This window comes from Agathobacter sp., from assembly GCF_977054825.1.
This window is the reverse complement of record NZ_CDRTEH010000011.1, coordinates 18,940-36,293: the sequence shown is the minus strand read 5'-3', so window position 1 is coordinate 36,293 and position 17,354 is coordinate 18,940. Positions and strand designations below refer to the sequence as shown.

Genomic DNA, 17,354 nt, shown 5'->3' with positions numbered 1-17,354 from the left:
ATAGTTGTATGATATATTTAGTAGGAAAACAGACACTAATTCATTAATAGGAGTCTGGATATCTGTAATACCGTTATTTGTATATGATTATACTGGACTAATTCAAAGTGCAGTTCTTACGAACTTGCAGTATTCATTTAGTGGTAGATATGCAATACGGACAGATATTTATATTGAGAATATGTAATCATTTTTTATTAGAGTATGAACGAGAATAAACATAGTAAAATTATTATTTTGGTATGGAATATTTATCTTGCAATATTGTCACCAACTATTATTTTAATGTGTGCGATATTGCAGTTAGAAGCAGATTCATATCATACGGCAGGAATAACAGCAGGACGTCCATGTGGCTTAATAATTGCATTTTTTCCGCTGGTTATATTTGGAATCAACTGGAGAATGGGAAGTTATTTTACCATAATTACACAAATCGTATGGTTTTTAATATTTTCAAAGTTGGTGTTCTTCTTTTTTCAAAAGGAGTCATATGCTCCAATAGTTTATTATTGTGGACTCATTATTAATGTTACGGCCTTATTATGGTGTATAGTTATTAAAGTATATAAACCATTGGAAAATGAGATTTATAGATATCCATGGGGCGAATGGATGATTCCACATTATGATGATCGTAAGATTGAAAGAATATTAAGATTATTTGATTTGAGCTGTTCAATTGTAGCAATAATTTTGGGAACTCCAATAATTGCCAGGGATTGCAAAAGTATCTTAGAAATTATTTGTGGAAGATAATAGATATTAAGAAAATGGATCCGGCAGGTCTTTTGATCTGTCGGTTCTTTTTTTTCAAAAGCGCCTCAGCTTGCTTGCACGCATTTATTCAGTAGTGTATAATAGTTAAATGGCTGATAAAGCAGCCAAATGATACAAAGGCGGTAATTCACCTATGAATAATGATGATTTCAAGGAAGTACCTGACAATATTCAGGATAATAAGGAAGATATTACAAATAACATAGATAATACAAATGATAACAAGTCAAACGACTACGAGGATGTCTGCTACATCTGCCGCAGGCCGGAGAGCGTGGCAGGAAAGATGATACATATCCAGCCAAATCTGTGCATCTGCAACGATTGTATGCAAAAGACCTTTGACTCCATGAGTAACGGTAATTTTGGCAATTTCGGAAATCTGGGAAATATCAGCAATATGGATTTTGGCAATATGCCCAATATCAGCATGATAAATTTGTCAGATTTGACAGGAGGCATACCAAACAGCCAGAAGCTTAAGAAGAAAAAGCCAAAGGAAGAGAAAAAGGTCGAGCCGATTCTTGACATTCACTCAATTCCTGCACCGCATAGGATCAAGGCAAGTCTTGATGACTATGTGGTAGGGCAGGAGCATGCAAAGAAGGTCATGTCGGTTGCAGTGTACAACCACTACAAGCGTGTCATGGCTGACAATAAGCACAAGGCGCAGGAAGAGAATACCACTGCAAAGCAGAGTTCAAAGAGTTTCGATGGTGTGGAGATTGAGAAATCAAATATGCTCATGATCGGACCTACAGGTTCAGGAAAGACATATCTCGTAAAGACTCTTGCAAAGCTTTTAGATGTGCCGCTTGCCATAACAGATGCTACCTCTCTTACTGAGGCCGGCTATATCGGTGATGATATCGAGAGTGTTGTAAGTAAGCTTCTTGCGGCAGCAGATAATGATGTGGAGAGAGCTGAGCACGGTATCATTTTTATAGATGAGATAGACAAGCTTGCAAAGAAGAGAAATGCCAACCAGCGTGATGTGAGTGGAGAGTCAGTGCAGCAGGGTATGCTTAAGCTTTTAGAGGGCTCAGAGGTTGAGGTGCCGGTTGGTGCCAGCAGCAAGAATGCCATGGTTCCGATGACTACAGTTGACACGAGAAATATTCTCTTTATCTGTGGAGGCGCTTTCCCGGGCCTTGAGGATATCATAAAGGAGCGTCTGAACAAGGAGGCTTCTATCGGCTTCAAGGCTGATTTAAAGGACAAGTATGATGGCGATGAGAACCTGCTCATGCAGGCCACTGTTGATGATATCCGTAAATTTGGAATGATTCCTGAGTTTATCGGACGACTTCCTATCATGTTCTCACTTGAGGCTCTCACCGAGGATATGCTTGTAAAGATATTGAAGGAGCCAAAGAATGCCATTATCAAGCAGTATCAGAAGCTTCTTGAGATGGATGAGGTAAGGCTTGAGTTCGATGACGATGCACTCTATGCCATTGCCAAGATGGCAAAGGAGAAGAAGGTCGGAGCCAGAGCCCTTCGTGCGATTATAGAGGATTTCATGCTCGATATCATGTATGAGATACCAAAGGATGATAATATCGGCACGGTTACAATCACTAAGGATTACGTTGAGAAGAAGGGCGGCCCGCTCATTCAGATGAGGGGTACACCTGAGCTTGCAGACAGTAAACACGTTTAATTGTTAATTGATTTATAAAACGTTCATATATCAAGAGGAATTGGAAAAATGAAAATTATCCACTGTGCAGACCTGCATCTGGATTCGAAGATGACCTCGAATCTGTCAAAGGAGCAGGCAAAAGAGAGAAAAATGGAAATACTGCGTACATATTCAAGGATGATAGAGTACGCCAAAAATAACGATGTAAAGGCGATTATCATAGCAGGCGATTTATTTGATACGAGAAATGTGTCAGCGACTGCCAGAAATCTGGTAAAGGATTCGATTACGTCAAATCCGGATATCGATTTCTATTATCTAAAGGGTAATCACGACTCGGACAATTTTATATCGAAGCTCGATGAAATCCCTGACAATCTTAAGCTTTTTTCCAATCAGTGGACCTCATACAGCTATGGAAATATCACAATCACAGGTCTTGAGATAGACAAGTCTAACCAGGCTACCATGTACAATTCTCTTGTGCTCGACAATGACAATTACAATGTGGTCACTCTCCACGGACAGCTTGGTGATGAGATTTCCACGGGCGACCTTAAGAATAAGGGAATTGATTATCTGGCACTCGGTCATGTGCATGAGTATCAGAGCGGACAGCTTGACAACCGCGGCATGTACTGCTACAGCGGCTGCTTAGAGGGAAGAGGCTTTGATGAGTGCGGACAAAAGGGCTTTGTGGTGCTAGATATAGATGATGAGAAGCTCACGGCAGGCTTTAGCTTTGTACCGTTTGCATACAGAAACCTCTACACGCTGTATGTGGATGTGACAGGAGCCATGACCACACAGGATGTGGCTGTAAAGATGGAAAAGGCCATTTCGGACAGTGAATATTCATCGAGGAGCATGGTAAAGTTCGTGCTTGTAGGTGAGGTGGACGTGGATTGTGAGATAAACACAGATTTCCTCAAGGATATGTTTGAGGAATATTTCTACTATGAAAAGGTGTATGATGAGACAAGGCTTCTCATCAATTACAGTGAATACGAAAAGGATGCATCACTTAAGGGTGAGTTCATACGGATGGTGCTTGGCTCAGATATGACCGAGGAGCAGAAGTCTGAGGTCATCAGGTGCGGTATATCGGCGCTTAGCGGGGAGGAGATTTAGAAATTGAAATTAATAGCTTGTCACATAAACAACTTCGGAAAGCTGTCCGATCTTAATATCAATTTCAATGATGGAGTCAATGTCATAAACCAGCCAAACGGCTGGGGAAAGAGTACACTTGCGGCATTTTTGAAGGCTATGCTGTACGGCTTTGACACGAAAAAGGAGCCGGGCGCTTTTGAGAGGGAAAGAAAGCTCTATAAGCCATGGCAGGGCGGCACCTATGGTGGAGAGCTCGATTTTGAGGCCGATGGAGTGGAGTACAGACTTGTAAGGACCTTTGGACTCACAGAAAAGCAGGATGATTTTCACTTGTACAGGCTTGCAACCATGGTTGAGTGTGATGATTTTTCACCACTGCTTGGAGAGGAGCTTTTTGACCTCGACCGCAGCTCGTTCAGGAGAACGATATACATAGCGCAGGCAGACTGTATGTTTTCGTCCTCAGACAGCATCAGCGCAAAGCTTGGCAATATGGCAGAAAATACAAATGACATCAACAACTTCGAGTCGGCGACAGCGGACATTAAGGACATGATGAACAAGATGTCCCCAAACCGTATCACAGGCTCCATCAAAAAGCGTGTAAATACACTCACAGCCTTAGAACAGGAGCTTAAGAAGTATCAGGCCGCGGATGAGGCAGCAGCACAGCTTTCAGAGAAAATAGATGAGAAAACTGCCCAGAAGAAGGAGCTTACCGGTATCAGAGCCGAGTACGGCAGGGCGCTTCAGGTGGCATCTGAGGACAGCAGAAAGCAGGCACTGCGTGAAAACTACGAGCAGCTTTGTGCCGTTGCAAAGGAGAAAGAGAGTATTTACAATACCGCAGCGGCAGCTTTCGGCGAAAAAGCACCGGATGAGACGGAGCTTTTGGAAAAGACAAAGCAGGCAGGAGAGCTTGAAAGCTTAAAGGCTGTAGAAGATAATCTGAGCTTTACACCGGAGGAGGAGCAGTATTTAGATACACTTTCAGGCATGTTTAAGGATGGTGTGCCATCGGATGACGGTCTTGATGAGATGCAAAAGAAGATTGCAAACATCCAAAGTGTCAAGAATGAGTACAGCCACATGGAGCTCAAGCTCTCGCAGATGACCTCACTTGCAAAGATGGCAGATGATGAGGCGGAACCGGAGGCACCTGAGAAGACAAAGCTTGTGCCTGCAGGCATTGTTCTTATGGTTATCGGTCTTTTGGCAGCGGCTGTTGCCACGGTATTCAGCCTGAATGAGAAGTACAATGTGAAGGAAATCATGCTTCTTGTGGTAGGCATAGCAGGAATCGTTATGGCGCTTTGCGGTGTTGTCATGATGGTCTATGGAATCCGTCTGAACAACAAAAAGCAGAGAGCATACATCAGGCTTATGGCTGAGCGTGAGGAAAATATAAAGCAGAAGGAGATACCGATTCAGGAATTAAAGGAGCAGCTTGAGCAGATTCAAGGCGGCATTACATCAATGGAGCATGAGGTATCGCAGTTTTTTGACAGCTTTTCGATTGAAGCAGATGAATCGCAGTATCAGGAGAAGCTTTATGAGCTTCGCACAAAGGCTCATGACTACAGTCGTTTCAACGAGCAGATAGGAAAGCGCGCCAAGACAAAGGCTGACTATGAGAAGGCAAAGGCTTCGCTTGATGAGTATTTAAGTCTCTATGGATATGACAGCACTACAGAATATACACAGGCACTTTCACAGATGAAAAAGCAGCTCGCAGAGGCCGGCTTTGCAAAGGAAAATATGGACAGTGCGCTTCAGAAGAAAACGCAGTTTGAGAATGACAACGATATGGACAAGCTTCTTGCACCAAATGAGTGTCCGTATACACTTGATGAGCTCAATGAGATGATTTCAAAGGTGGAAGGCAGCCTCGATGAAATCCGGGCATCCTTAGTGCAGTACGGCAGACAGATGGATGATCTGCAGGAGCAGCTTGATATGAGGGATGAAAAGGAGCAGGAGTATCGCAACTGCAAGCAGATACAGGCTGAGGAAAAGCATAAGTACGAGATACTTGGGCTTACATCAGACTATCTGACCAGGGCAAAGGAGCAGTTTACTGCCAGATACATGGCGCCTATTTCCAATGGCTTCCAGAAGTACTTCGGTATCCTGACAGAAAATACAGACAGAGACTGGCAGGTGGATGCCAATATTTCAATAAGGATGAAGGAGCAGGGGCAGCTTCGCGATGTGAGAACCATGTCGGCAGGCTACAAGGACTTGATAGGCATATGTATGCGTTTTGCGCTTGTGGATGCGATGTATCCGGGCGAGAAGCCGTTCCTCATACTTGATGATCCGTTTGTGAATCTGGATGATGAGAAGCTTGCTCGAGGCAGAAGGCTGCTTGCGGTGCTTTCGCAGGATTACCAGGTGATTTATTTTACATGTCATGGAAGCCGCGAGTAAATTTTGGTCGAAGCTTTGTTTATATTAATGGTAGCATATTTTTATTTATAGAATATAATTATATGAGGGTCAAAATATCTTTTGACCCTCATATCTAAATATTATATCATATGAGGTAAAATATGCAGTTCATAGTATCAAAAAAGGAGTTCATTCCACCGGTAATAGCTCCTGATATCATAGAGACATTGGGCGATGATTACGAGATATGGACATATGAGGATTACGAAAGACTCCCACCACTTTTGGTGGGAGTTTATTCGTATTCGGCTATTCCAAAGTGTCTTGCTCCTTTATCCACGCAGGGACTTGTAAAGAGCGGTGTGTTCAGGCTTCAAAGGGAGTTTGTTCCGGGACTATACGGAAATGGTGTGTATGTGGTGGTTATTGACACAGGTGTGAATTATGCGCAGGAGGCTTTTATGACACCTGAGGGTAAGACGAAGATTGCAGTGCTCTGGGATCAGAATACGGATACGGTTTATTCTGAGGATGAGATAAATGCTGCTATTTTATCGGAAAATCCATATGAGAGCATACCTGGCGATGAGGATGGGCATGGTACGTTTGTGGCGAGCGTGATATGTGGCAATGACAGACCGCAGGATGATTTTGCAGGGGTGGCACCACAGGCTAAGCTTATTGTCGTAAAGCTGAAAAGGGCACCTCAAAAGCTGTATGATTTCTACTTTATTCCGGATCGTAAAATAGTGTACTCGGAGGTTGATGTGATGAGAGCAGTGCATTTTGCAGATGAGTTTGCAGGTCAAAAGGGAGCACCGGCTGTCTTTTGCATGGCGCTTGGCTGCAATAACGGAAGCCACACGGGAGCCGAGGATCTTTCAGAGTATCTGGACTATATCACGGCAAAAAGAGGCAGGGCTGTGGTTGCGGCAGCGGGCAATGAGGCGAACAGCAGGCATCATTATAAAGGGCGCATAACAGATACAGTCGATGATATTGAGATAAATGTTGAGCAGGATATGGATGGCTTTTATCTGGAATGCTGGGCACTTTCACCTGAGCTATTTACGCTTTCTGTCATATCGCCTAGCGGACAATCAAATCCAGCCGGGGTACCAATGCGAATAGACAGCGGTGAATACTCATTTCTGCTTGAAGGAACACAGGTGACTATTGACTACAGGCAGACCGGCAGACAGACGAGGGATTTGCTTATATTTATCCGCTTTGAAAAGGTGGTGAAGGGAGTGTGGACCATCAGGGTATTTCCACTTAGTACTATTGGAGGCGTTTTTAATATGTGGCTCCCGATGACAGGACTTCTTGATACTGATGTGAGCTTTATTGTCTCGGAGCCTGATACCACGCTGACCATGCCTTCGGATGCCAAGCTTGTGATAACGGCGGGAGGCTATAATTCCCTAAATGATGCATTACTTTTAGAGTCGGGAAGGGGCTTTGACGCAGATGGTGGAATAAAGCCGGATCTCGTAGCACCGGCTGTGGATATCACAGGGGCAAATCTAAGAGGAATGTATATAGCACTAAGTGGCACATCGGCGGCTGCTGCAATCACTGCAGCGGTGGCGGCTCTCATCATGGAGTGGATGATAGTGAGAGGCAATGTTTTGCTCGCAAACGGTGTGGATATAAAAAATGCCATGGTAAGAAACTGCCGCAGAAAAGAAAAAACCGACTATCCAAATAAAATTTTTGGCTACGGATTCATGAATGGGTTTGCCAATTTCTAAGAAAACGGATATAATATATTCTAAAAGGTAAAAAGGAAGGGTGAATGGATGACAAAAAGCAATAATTTATTAGCGGATTACGCTGCAAAAAAACAGGATATCTGTATTAAAAATGACACAATTTCAGATAGTCTTTTCAAGGAATACGGTGTCAACAGAGGTCTTAGGGATGTAAACGGAAAGGGAGTTCTGACAGGTCTTACGAATATTTCGGAGATTGTTTCATTTAAGACGGGCGAGGATGGCAGCAGCGTGCCATGTGACGGACAATTGTGGTACAGGGGCTACAATGTAAAGACACTTACAAACAACCTTAAGCCCGGCGAGTTTGGTTTTGAAAAAATTGCTTATCTGCTGCTTTTCGGGCAGCTGCCATCTGAGAGTGAATTGGCTGAGTTTACAGAGGTTTTAGGAAGAAGCAGGACCCTTCCTACAAACTTTACGAGGGATGTCATCATGAAGGCTCCGTCAAAGGATATCATGAATTCCATGACGAGAAGTATACTGACACTGGCTTCATATGATCCTCTTGTAGCAAAGGCGGGCATCGATAACAATATCAGACAGTGCTTATCACTTGTTGCGATATTCCCGATGCTTGCAGTTTACGGTTATCATGCGTACAATCATTATGAAAATGACCAGAGCATGTATATTCACAGGCCGGATCCAAAGCTTTCGACAGCTGAAAACTTCCTTCGTATGCTCAGAGCTGACAATCAATACACAGAGCTTGAAGCAAGGGTGCTTGATATGGCGCTTATTCTTCACATGGAGCACGGCGGTGGAAACAACTCCACATTTACCACCCGTGTGGTTACATCGGCAGGTACAGATACATACTCTGCTATCGCGGCGGCCATGTCCTCACTTAAGGGACCAAAGCACGGCGGTGCCAACATCAAGGTGATGGAGATGATGCAGGACATCCGTTCGCATGTGAAACACTGGGATGACGAGGATGAGGTGAGAGCATACCTTAGAAAAATGATGGATGGTGAGGTATTTGACCACAAGGGTCTCATCTATGGAATGGGACATGCCGTGTATTCGCTTTCTGATCCGAGAGAGCGTATATTCAGAGGCTATGTGGAGAAGCTTTCGGTGGCAAAGAATAGAGATAAGGAGATGAATCTCTATAATACAATAGAGAAGGTGGCTCCTGAGATTATCGCTGAAAAGCGCCATATCTTTAAGGGTGTTTCTCCGAATGTAGATTTCTACAGCGGCTTTGTTTATGAGATGCTTGGTATTCCTATGGAGCTTTACACACCTCTTTTTGCCATCGCGCGAATCGTCGGCTGGAGTGCTCACAGGCTTGAGGAGATTGTCGGCATGAACAAGATTATCCGTCCGGCTTACAAGAGCGTCATGAAAGAGATAGAGTAACGAAAGGCTGTTATAGGCTATCGTTCATGCATCAATAATACGATATGTTGGGGATTAGACATATTTAGAAGAATCGAGGTATTATACAAATGAGTTTTACAAAGGTAGAAAAGGGCGTCTGCGCAGCAAAGGGCTTTGTTGCAAACGGACTGAACTGTGGATTAAACAGTGACAAAAACAAAAACGATCTGGCTTTAGTTTATTCAGAAGCAGAGTGTCAGGCAGCAGCTGTTTACACTACAAACAAGGTGAAGGGAGCACCTATTCAGGTGACAAAGGCACACCTTGAGGCGTCAGGACATACGGCAAAGGCTGTTATTGCAAACAGCAAAAATGCCAACACCTGCAATGCAGACGGAGTGGAAAAGGCACAGAGAATGTGTGAGCTTGCAGCAGCAGAGCTTTCGATTGATCCAAACGAGGTTATCGTTGCATCTACAGGAGTTATCGGCCAGGTGCTTCCTATTGAGCCTATCGAGAGCCATATAAAGGAGCTTGCAAAGGGGCTTTCGGCAGACGGCAACGACAAGGCGGTAAACGCTATCATGACCACAGATACTGTTCCAAAGCAGTATGCGGTGAAGTTTATGCTCGGAGACAGTGAGTGTACAGTCGGCGGTATGGCAAAGGGAAGCGGTATGATACATCCGAACATGGCAACCACCTTAAACTTTATCACAACAGATGTTGCCATCTCATCAGAGCTCATCCAGAAAGCCTTGAGCGAGATTGTAAAGGTTACCTACAACTGCTTAAGCATTGACGGCGATACCTCTACCAATGACATGGTGAGCATCATGGCAAACGGCCTTGCCGGAAACACACCTATTACTACTGAGAATGATGATTATCAGACCTTTAAGGATGCACTGTACGAGGTGCTTTCAAATCTTACAAGAATGCTTGCAAAGGATGGAGAGGGTGCTTCAAAGCTTTTAGAGTGTACCTGCGCAGGTGCGCCTGACCTTGATACAGCAATTATTGTGGCAAAGAGCGTTATCCGTTCACCACTTTTAAAGTGTGCTATGTTCGGAGAGGATGCCAACTGGGGACGAATCCTTTGTGCTATAGGCTATGCGGAGGCTGATTTTGATATAGACAAGGTGGAGCTTCATCTTCGCTCAACAGCAGGAAGCATCAAGGTGTGCGAGAACGGTGCCGGAGTTGACTTCTCAGAGGAGGAGGCAGCAAAGATACTGCATGAGGATGAGATTTACATCGACATAGATTTACACCAGGGAGATGTGTCAGCCAAGGCATGGGGCTGTGATCTTACATATGATTATGTAAAAATTAACGGAGATTACAGATCTTAATCTTGACAAGTAATATTGATTAATGATATTATTTTTCTAAAGTAATTAATTAAAAAAGTAAAGCGAACGAGGGCGTTCAGATATTAGGTTATCTGCGCCCTCTTTTTTGTTGGAAAAATCACATTTACAAAAGAGAGATTAGGAGGCGGTACCTTGACTAAGAATGCACTTGATATGATTGATGAGAAAATAGTAGAGCTGCTGCAGGAAAATGCACGTATAGCGATAAAGGAGATTGCGGCACAGGTATTTTTGTCATCACCGGCTGTAACAGCCAGAATAGAGAGATTGGAGAGCAAGGGAATCATAAAGGGCTATCATGCCACTGTTGATTCGGTTAATCTGGGCTATAAGATAAAGGCCTTTGTCAATCTGGATTTGGAGCCTGTACAAAAGGAGGAGTTTTATCCGTTTATTGAGAGCGTGGAGAATGTCATAGAGTGCAACTGTGTGACAGGAGAGTATTCCATGCTCATAGAGGTGGAATTTTTAGACACGGAGGAGCTTGATGACTTTATCAACAATCTGCAGAAATTCGGTAAGACACGTACACAGATAGTTTTTTCCACTCCTGTTGAGCACAGAGGCCTGCCTGTACATTCGGGCTTTGGCCTGTAATGTTAATAAGATATAGGAATATTAGCATTTTGCATGATTGCATGAAGTGTGCTAAAATAGTTTGCAAAAATACTGACTGTTAAACATGATTTTGGATGCTTTGAATAGTCAGATATATTGATTACGACAGGAGGATAATATGAGTAAGAAATTAGGCTTCATAGGTTGTGGAAACATGGGAAAGGCAATGATACACGGAGTGCTTGCATCAGGTAAGTGTGGTGCAAATGATATTCTCGCATCTGCAAAGACCGAAAGCTCCAGAGAAAAAAATGCTGCGGAGCTTGGAATCAGGCTGACAGCGGACAACAAGAGCGTAGCAGAGTTTGCAGACATTCTGTTTTTAGCTGTAAAGCCACAGTACTATGAGGAGGTTATAGCAGAGATAAAGGACACTGTTAGTGACGATGAAATCATTGTTTCGATTGCACCGGGTAAGTCACTTTCGTGGTTTGACGAGATGTTTGGAAAGAGCTTAAAGGTTATACGCACCATGCCAAATACACCTGCCATGGTTGGCGAGGGTATGATGGGAGTATGCGCAAATGAAAAAGTATCGCAGGCAGAGCTTGATACAGTGCTTGATTTGTGCTCCGGCTTCTCAAAGGCTGAGGTGATAGACGAGAAACTTATGGATGTAGTGACAGCAGTCAGCGGAAGCTCACCGGCATATGTGTTTATGTTTATTGAGTCTATGGCAGATGCAGCTGTAGCAGGCGGTATGCCAAGGAGCCAGGCATATACATTTGCAGCCCAGGCAGTGCTTGGAAGCGCAAAAATGGTGCTTGAGACAGGAAAGCATCCGGGCGAGCTCAAGGATATGGTATGCTCACCGGCAGGAACCACTATCCAGGCAGTGCGCGTGCTTGAGGAAAAGGGCATGAGAAGCAGTGTTTTTGAAGCTATGATGAAATGCCTTGATATCTCCCGCAAAATGTAGTAGAATTATTGCATTGAGTTAAAGGAGAAAAGCAATGAGTCAGGCAAAGGTTGATAAATATAAGAATGAAAAGGCAAATCGTAAAAAGACAAATGCCAGAAATAAAGTAAAGCGTGTTATAGCACAGATTGTTGCAGCGGCAGCGGTAGTCGCATTGGTAGGCTGGGGCGGTTACTCAGGATATCAGTACTATGAGAAGAGTCGTCCGGTGAACTGCTATTACGCAGATATCAGCGCAGTCAGTGATTATCTTCAGGGATTATCAACAGACAGTGAGCAGTAGATTATTTTTGATACATAATATATATTTTACGATTTATATGATTAAGCTAAAATACCTCGCAGGTTACTGCGAGGTATTTTCAGTATTTGAAGAGTCAGATACAGTCTTTGCATTTTCTTCGGTATTTGAGTTATCAGATTTTTTGGCTTTAGAGAGCGTGTTATCAATGGCATTGAGCAGCACCTTGGAGGTGTACTGGCTGGTGTTTGCGAAAGAAACATTGTCAGTAGACTGGTTTTGCACAATCTGCGACACGAGCTCGTTCATCGCAGGCTCAACAAGCGGGTACATTGTCTCCACCGAATCAGTCATATTTTCAAGGCTTATGGAGTTGATATTATTGCTGTCCACCGCCACAGACACATCGATAGCCGCTCCACCAAGCGCTACAGAGGTATTGTACACACCGGGTGTATACATGCCGGTTTCTTCTGCCGCAGGCTTTGGTTCATCACCTGAAAAATAATATGTAGCAGCGAAAATTATCAGAAGAAGCAGTATGCCAAGGAGCACTCCGGTCAGAATGACATGCTTCATTTTTACAACAACGATTTTTGTTTTTGCACTCATATGCGCCTCCTGTGGTTGTTTTATATATAATATGTTCGGGGACGAAAGAATATGACAGATATTCCTGCCTATAACGAAAAAGAGATATCCATTACGGACATCTCTTTTTGTTATAAGAGCGATAGACGGGCGCAAGACGTCCGGGGGACGTCTGTTCTGCGCCGACCGGAGTGGAACGGAGACAAGAAACCGCACCGCGGGTGAGTGGCTCCGCTTCACTCCTATAGTAAAAAAGAGATATCCATTAAGGATATCTCTTTTTTGCTATAAGAGCGATAGACGGGGCTCGAACCCGCGGTCTCGACCTTGGCAAGGTCGCGCGTTACCAACTACGCCACTATCGCATTTGTTATGTTTGTGTGCTCTCTCGTGTCGAGCACGTGTTATATAATACACGATAGAGGAGCATCTGTCAACAGTAATTTTGAAATTTTTAAAAAAAGTTTGACGATACCAGATAAAACGGTTGTATTGATAAATTGTTCTGCGCCGACCGTTTCACGGCTTCCGGTGGATTCCGGTTTTGAAACGAAGTGTAGACGTGGAACGGAGACAAGAAGCTGCACCGCGGGTGAGAGGCTTCGCTACACTCCTATAACGAAAAAGAAATATCCATTAAGGATATCTCTTTTTAAAGAGCGATAGACGGGGCTCGAACCCGCGGTCTCGACCTTGGCAAGGTCGCGCGTTACCAACTACGCCACTATCGCATGTATTAAGTTGTGTGCCCTCTTATGCTTGGCACATGTTATATAATACACGATAGTGGTGTATCTGTCAACCATTATTTTTAATTTTTTTTAATAAGTTTTTCAATTTTGTCCATATATTATTTTGTGAAGATATGCATTTCGTGGTTGTTTTCGTTGGCATAATTATGCTATAATTATGTTAATGAAAGGAGTGAAGTATCATGCCACTTATTATGCCTATTAAGGATTTACGCAATACAACCGAGATTTCCAATATTGCACATAAGGAACAGGAGCCTATTTTTATCACCAAAAACGGATATAGCGACTTGGTTGTAATGAGCAGTGAACTGTATGATAAATTTGCAAGAATGAATCGCATCGACCAAGCAATCTTCGAATCCGAGCAGGAAATCGCTAACGGAGCAGAAGCCGTTGATGCAGAAATAGTTTTTGCAGAATTGGAGAAAAAACATTTTGGATAAATACAAAGTAAAGGTCAATCCTAGAGCAATCCGTGAATTAGACAGCATTTACGAGTATATTGCAAACGAGAAATTGTCTCCTGAAAATGCCAAAGGACAAGATGCCCGAATTAAAAAAGCCATTTTAAGCTTAGATACCTTTCCTCAATCCCACCAAGAGCGAAACGAAGGCAGATATGCCGGAAAAGGCTACCGACAGTTAATAATTGATAACTACATGGCTATTTTTCGCATTGATGAACAACGCAAAATCGTTTATGTAGTAACAATACAGTATCAGGGACGGAATCTATAAAGAAAGCACCAAAATACTGAGGAGAATATCAAGGGTATTCTCGATTATTGTGTCCATGCAGGCATAAGCAAAATCTGTTTTGGAAGTGATAGTCTTTATTATTGGACTTATTGTTTTGAGGAGAGACACATTGAGGAGTTCTGCGCTAATGGGAACGATTAGTATAGTTCTTGCAGTTTTACTTGATATGGTTATTCCATTTCATTTTGGATAAACAACTTCCTTCTTGAAAATATACATAGTGTGTTTTTTGGAGTCCCTTTAATGTTGTTATGCTTTTGTGTATGTATCAATTGAAGTGATAAACTTTATCAATAAGTCCGGGAGGGCGCATGGCAGGGGGATTTTCGGGCATGGATTAGCTAAAACTGCATGAGATTAGGCTTGAATAACAGTATTTCCGGGAAATATAATGTTTCTTGTAAGTAAACTTTAACTGGATTTTTTGTAAATATATAGGAGGAAAACATTATGTCATTTAATTGGAAGGCTTCAGGTTTATTCGCAGCAGGTGTTGCTTTTGGTACAGCAGGTATCAAGATTTTATCAAGCAAGGATGCTAAGCGTGCTTATACACAGTGTACAGCAGCAGCTCTTCGTGCTAAGGATTGTGTTATGAAGACTGTTAATACTGTTCAGGAGAATGCAGAGGATATTCTTGCTGAGGCTAAGAGCATCAATGATGAGCGCGAGGCTAAGGCAGAGGCTGCTAAGGTTTCGGATGCATCTGAGGATGTATGCGAGTGTGCTAAGGCTGATGAGCAGGAAACAGAACAGGCTGAGGTCACAGCAGAGACTGCTGAGGCATAAAAGATAAGAGGCGGTCATATGAAATTTACGATTAAGCATGAGTCAAGAGGCCGTATGCGTGTTCATATGGAGCAGTACCGCATGACGTATGAGCAGGCAGACACTCTGCTTTATGTGATTCACAATCACAGGAATGTCACCTTTGTAAAGGTTTATGACAGGACTGCTGATGCCGTGATTGAGTATGTTGGAGACAGGGAGCAGATTATAGAGCTGCTTCGCCACTTTCATTATGAGAGTGCCAATGTGCCACAGACTGTTATTAAGACATCCGGAAGAGAGCTTAATAATTCATATCAGGAAAAGCTTATCGGAAGTGTTGTCTGGCATTACAGTAAAAAGCTCCTGCTGCCTTGGCCAATCAGGACAGCGCTTACTGTTGGACGCTCTATAAAGTATATTGGAATGGGACTTAAGTGTCTGCTGCAGAGAAAAATTGAGGTGCCGGTGCTTGATGCTACTGCCATCACGGTTTCGCTTGTCACAAAGGATTTTTCTACCGCAAGCTCTATTATGTTTCTGCTTGGAATAGGTGAGCTGTTGGAGGAATGGACGCACAAGAAGTCTGTTGATGATTTAGCCAGAAGCATGTCACTTAATGTGAGTAAGGTATGGCTTAGGACACCTGAGAATCAGGAGATACTCGTTGAGTCCTCAAAGATTGAAAAGGGCGATAAGGTTGTTGTCCACATGGGAAATGTCATACCGTTCGACGGAGAGGTCATGGATGGCGATGCGATGGTCAATCAGGCTTCACTGACAGGTGAGTCGGTTCCGGTTCAAAGAACTGTTGGCAATACTGTGTTTGCAGGTACTGTTGTCGAGGAGGGTGAGATTACTATCAAGGTCAAGGAGGCTGAAGGAAACAACCGTTTTGACCAGATTGTTACTATGATAGAGGAGTCCGAGAAGCTTAAATCTGAGCTCGAGGGTAAGGCTGAGCACTATGCTGACAAGCTTGTTCCGTGGACACTTGGAGCTACAGGGCTTACATATCTTCTGACAAGGAATGTGACAAAGGCTATGTCAATTCTCATGGTGGATTTCTGCTGTGCACTCAAGCTTGCCATGCCAATCTCTGTGCTTTCTGCTATCAGAGAGGCAAGCCTTTATAATGTAACGGTAAAGGGAGGAAAGTTCCTTGAGGCCGTTGCAGAGGCTGATACCATAGTCTTTGACAAGACCGGTACACTCACAAAGGCACATCCGACAGTGGTTGATGTGGTGAACTTCAATGATGAGTATTCATCGGATGACATGCTTCGTGTAGCAGCATGTCTGGAGGAGCATTTCCCTCATTCCATGGCAAAGGCAGTGGTAGATGCTGCTTCTAAGAGAGCGCTTTCCCATGAGGAAATGCATACAAAGGTGGAGTATATTGTGGCTCATGGAATTGCGACCTCAATCAATGGTAAGCGTACTGTTATCGGAAGCTATCATTTCGTCTTTGAGGACGAAAAATGTGTTGTTCCTACCGGAAAGGAGCCGTTGTTTGAGTCGCTTCCGCTGTATTATTCTCACCTGTATCTGGCTATTGAGGGTAAGCTTTCGGCAGTTATCTGTATTGAGGACCCTCTGCGCGAAGAGGCAGCAGCAGTTGTTACTTCATTAAAGAAGGCTGGTATATCAAAGGTTGTCATGATGACAGGCGACAGTGAGCGTACAGCTTCTGTCATTGCAAAAAAAGTGGGTGTAGATGAATATTACGCCGAGGTTTTACCTGAGGACAAGGCTGCCTTTGTGGAGAAAGAAAAGGCTAAGGGCAGAAAGGTCATTATGATTGGCGACGGTATAAATGATTCACCGGCTCTTTCTGCGGCAAATGTCGGTATTGCAATCAGTGATGGCGCTGAAATTGCCCGCGAGATTGCTGATATTACGGTGGGCTCGGATGATCTCTACCAGATTGTTACTCTCAAATATATAAGTAATGCTCTTATGAAACGTATAAGGAGCAATTATCGCAAGATTGTTGGTTTTAACTCAGGGCTTATTGCTCTTGGTGTGGCAGGAGTGCTTCCGCCGACTACGACGGCACTTTTGCACAATGGATCGACAATTCTTATCAGTGTGAACAGTATGAAGAATCTGCTTGAGTAGATTTAGTTATTTCACTGTTTGTGGATGTAGTACGGGGCGCTGCCGCGGGTACCGTGATGGCACACGCACTATCCCGCGTGCTACGCTTCGTGGGTAACATACTGTACGAAATTATGCTTGGAGTGTTTCTATGCTTGACGAAACCGTCGAAACGCGCCGTCCGTGGCGCGGTT

15 protein-coding genes and 2 tRNA genes are annotated in these 17,354 nt (G+C 43.6%); 14 read left to right on the top strand and 3 right to left on the bottom strand.

What is annotated here, in order from left to right:
- Positions 1 to 204 precede the first annotated feature (204 nt).
- The 10 genes from ACW6PM_RS09555 (at position 205) to ACW6PM_RS09510 (ending at position 12,229) form a co-directional block, all read left to right on the top strand.
- Positions 205 to 759 (top strand): hypothetical protein, encoded by a 555-nt coding sequence (locus tag ACW6PM_RS09555; protein ID WP_456057011.1) that lies wholly within the window; start codon positions 205 to 207, stop codon positions 757 to 759.
- A 154-nt stretch (positions 760 to 913) separates the two neighbouring features.
- Complete coding sequence (gene clpX, locus ACW6PM_RS09550; RefSeq protein WP_456057010.1) at positions 914 to 2,443, top strand: ATP-dependent Clp protease ATP-binding subunit ClpX; 1,530 nt, start codon at positions 914 to 916, stop codon at positions 2,441 to 2,443.
- Positions 2,444 to 2,491: 48 nt separating this feature from the next.
- On the top strand, positions 2,492 to 3,556 hold the full coding sequence (locus ACW6PM_RS09545; RefSeq protein ID WP_456057009.1) for a metallophosphoesterase family protein: 1,065 nt from the start codon (positions 2,492 to 2,494) through the stop codon (positions 3,554 to 3,556).
- Positions 3,557 to 3,559: 3 nt separating this feature from the next.
- A complete protein-coding gene (locus ACW6PM_RS09540) occupies positions 3,560 to 5,968 on the top strand; it encodes an ATP-binding protein (protein ID WP_456057008.1) in 2,409 nt (802 codons plus the stop codon).
- 122 nt (positions 5,969 to 6,090) lie between these two features.
- On the top strand, positions 6,091 to 7,683 hold the full coding sequence (locus ACW6PM_RS09535; RefSeq protein ID WP_456057007.1) for a S8 family peptidase: 1,593 nt from the start codon (positions 6,091 to 6,093) through the stop codon (positions 7,681 to 7,683).
- A gap of 48 nt (positions 7,684 to 7,731) precedes the next feature.
- A complete protein-coding gene (locus ACW6PM_RS09530; protein WP_456057006.1) occupies positions 7,732 to 9,072 on the top strand; it encodes a citrate/2-methylcitrate synthase in 1,341 nt (446 codons plus the stop codon).
- An 89-nt stretch (positions 9,073 to 9,161) separates the two neighbouring features.
- On the top strand, positions 9,162 to 10,388 hold the full coding sequence (gene argJ, locus ACW6PM_RS09525; RefSeq protein WP_308657301.1) for a bifunctional glutamate N-acetyltransferase/amino-acid acetyltransferase ArgJ: 1,227 nt from the start codon (positions 9,162 to 9,164) through the stop codon (positions 10,386 to 10,388).
- A 174-nt stretch (positions 10,389 to 10,562) separates the two neighbouring features.
- Positions 10,563 to 11,006 carry an Lrp/AsnC family transcriptional regulator gene (locus ACW6PM_RS09520; protein ID WP_308657307.1) on the top strand — a complete coding sequence of 148 codons (444 nt, stop codon included), beginning with the start codon at positions 10,563 to 10,565 and terminating at the stop codon, positions 11,004 to 11,006.
- Between the two features lie 139 nt (positions 11,007 to 11,145).
- The gene (gene proC / locus ACW6PM_RS09515; RefSeq protein ID WP_456057005.1) at positions 11,146 to 11,946 is read left to right on the top strand and encodes a pyrroline-5-carboxylate reductase; all 801 of its coding nucleotides are present in this window, start codon (positions 11,146 to 11,148) and stop codon (positions 11,944 to 11,946) included.
- Positions 11,947 to 11,980: 34 nt separating this feature from the next.
- On the top strand, positions 11,981 to 12,229 hold the full coding sequence (locus ACW6PM_RS09510; protein WP_456057004.1) for a hypothetical protein: 249 nt from the start codon (positions 11,981 to 11,983) through the stop codon (positions 12,227 to 12,229).
- Positions 12,230 to 12,292: 63 nt separating this feature from the next.
- On the opposite strand, the gene ACW6PM_RS09505 is transcribed toward ACW6PM_RS09510, so the two are convergent.
- From ACW6PM_RS09505 to ACW6PM_RS09495, 3 genes are all read right to left on the bottom strand, one after another.
- Positions 12,293 to 12,799 (bottom strand): FMN-binding protein, encoded by a 507-nt coding sequence (locus ACW6PM_RS09505; RefSeq protein ID WP_456057003.1) that lies wholly within the window; start codon positions 12,797 to 12,799, stop codon positions 12,293 to 12,295.
- A gap of 271 nt (positions 12,800 to 13,070) precedes the next feature.
- Positions 13,071 to 13,143, bottom strand: a tRNA-Gly gene (locus ACW6PM_RS09500).
- A 293-nt stretch (positions 13,144 to 13,436) separates the two neighbouring features.
- A tRNA-Gly gene (locus ACW6PM_RS09495) sits at positions 13,437 to 13,509 on the bottom strand.
- A 203-nt stretch (positions 13,510 to 13,712) separates the two neighbouring features.
- Here ACW6PM_RS09495 and ACW6PM_RS09490 point away from each other — a divergent pair.
- The 4 genes from ACW6PM_RS09490 (at position 13,713) to ACW6PM_RS09475 (ending at position 17,181) form a co-directional block, all read left to right on the top strand.
- Positions 13,713 to 13,976, top strand: a complete 264-nt coding sequence (locus tag ACW6PM_RS09490) for a type II toxin-antitoxin system prevent-host-death family antitoxin (protein WP_012742051.1) — start codon at positions 13,713 to 13,715, stop codon at positions 13,974 to 13,976.
- Positions 13,969 to 14,271, top strand: a complete 303-nt coding sequence (locus ACW6PM_RS09485) for a type II toxin-antitoxin system RelE/ParE family toxin (protein WP_308651257.1) — start codon at positions 13,969 to 13,971, stop codon at positions 14,269 to 14,271. The genes ACW6PM_RS09490 and ACW6PM_RS09485 overlap by 8 nt, the downstream gene beginning before the upstream one ends.
- Before the next feature lie 471 nt (positions 14,272 to 14,742).
- Entirely contained in the window at positions 14,743 to 15,081 is a 339-nt protein-coding gene (locus tag ACW6PM_RS09480) for a DUF6110 family protein (RefSeq protein ID WP_456057002.1), read from the top strand.
- A gap of 18 nt (positions 15,082 to 15,099) precedes the next feature.
- Positions 15,100 to 17,181 carry a heavy metal translocating P-type ATPase gene (locus tag ACW6PM_RS09475; RefSeq protein ID WP_456057001.1) on the top strand — a complete coding sequence of 694 codons (2,082 nt, stop codon included), beginning with the start codon at positions 15,100 to 15,102 and terminating at the stop codon, positions 17,179 to 17,181.
- Positions 17,182 to 17,354 lie beyond the last annotated feature (173 nt).

Coding starts and splice junctions, on each gene's coding strand:
- ACW6PM_RS09555 (WP_456057011.1), top strand. CDS start 205: ATGAACGAGAATAAACATAGTAAAATTATTATTTTGGTATGGAATATT.
- clpX (WP_456057010.1), top strand. CDS start 914: ATGAATAATGATGATTTCAAGGAAGTACCTGACAATATTCAGGATAAT.
- ACW6PM_RS09545 (WP_456057009.1), top strand. CDS start 2,492: ATGAAAATTATCCACTGTGCAGACCTGCATCTGGATTCGAAGATGACC.
- ACW6PM_RS09535 (WP_456057007.1), top strand. CDS start 6,091: ATGCAGTTCATAGTATCAAAAAAGGAGTTCATTCCACCGGTAATAGCT.
- ACW6PM_RS09530 (WP_456057006.1), top strand. CDS start 7,732: ATGACAAAAAGCAATAATTTATTAGCGGATTACGCTGCAAAAAAACAG.
- argJ (WP_308657301.1), top strand. CDS start 9,162: ATGAGTTTTACAAAGGTAGAAAAGGGCGTCTGCGCAGCAAAGGGCTTT.
- ACW6PM_RS09520 (WP_308657307.1), top strand. CDS start 10,563: ATGATTGATGAGAAAATAGTAGAGCTGCTGCAGGAAAATGCACGTATA.
- proC (WP_456057005.1), top strand. CDS start 11,146: ATGAGTAAGAAATTAGGCTTCATAGGTTGTGGAAACATGGGAAAGGCA.
- ACW6PM_RS09510 (WP_456057004.1), top strand. CDS start 11,981: ATGAGTCAGGCAAAGGTTGATAAATATAAGAATGAAAAGGCAAATCGT.
- ACW6PM_RS09505 (WP_456057003.1), bottom strand. CDS start 12,799: ATGAGTGCAAAAACAAAAATCGTTGTTGTAAAAATGAAGCATGTCATT.
- ACW6PM_RS09490 (WP_012742051.1), top strand. CDS start 13,713: ATGCCACTTATTATGCCTATTAAGGATTTACGCAATACAACCGAGATT.
- ACW6PM_RS09480 (WP_456057002.1), top strand. CDS start 14,743: ATGTCATTTAATTGGAAGGCTTCAGGTTTATTCGCAGCAGGTGTTGCT.
- ACW6PM_RS09475 (WP_456057001.1), top strand. CDS start 15,100: ATGAAATTTACGATTAAGCATGAGTCAAGAGGCCGTATGCGTGTTCAT.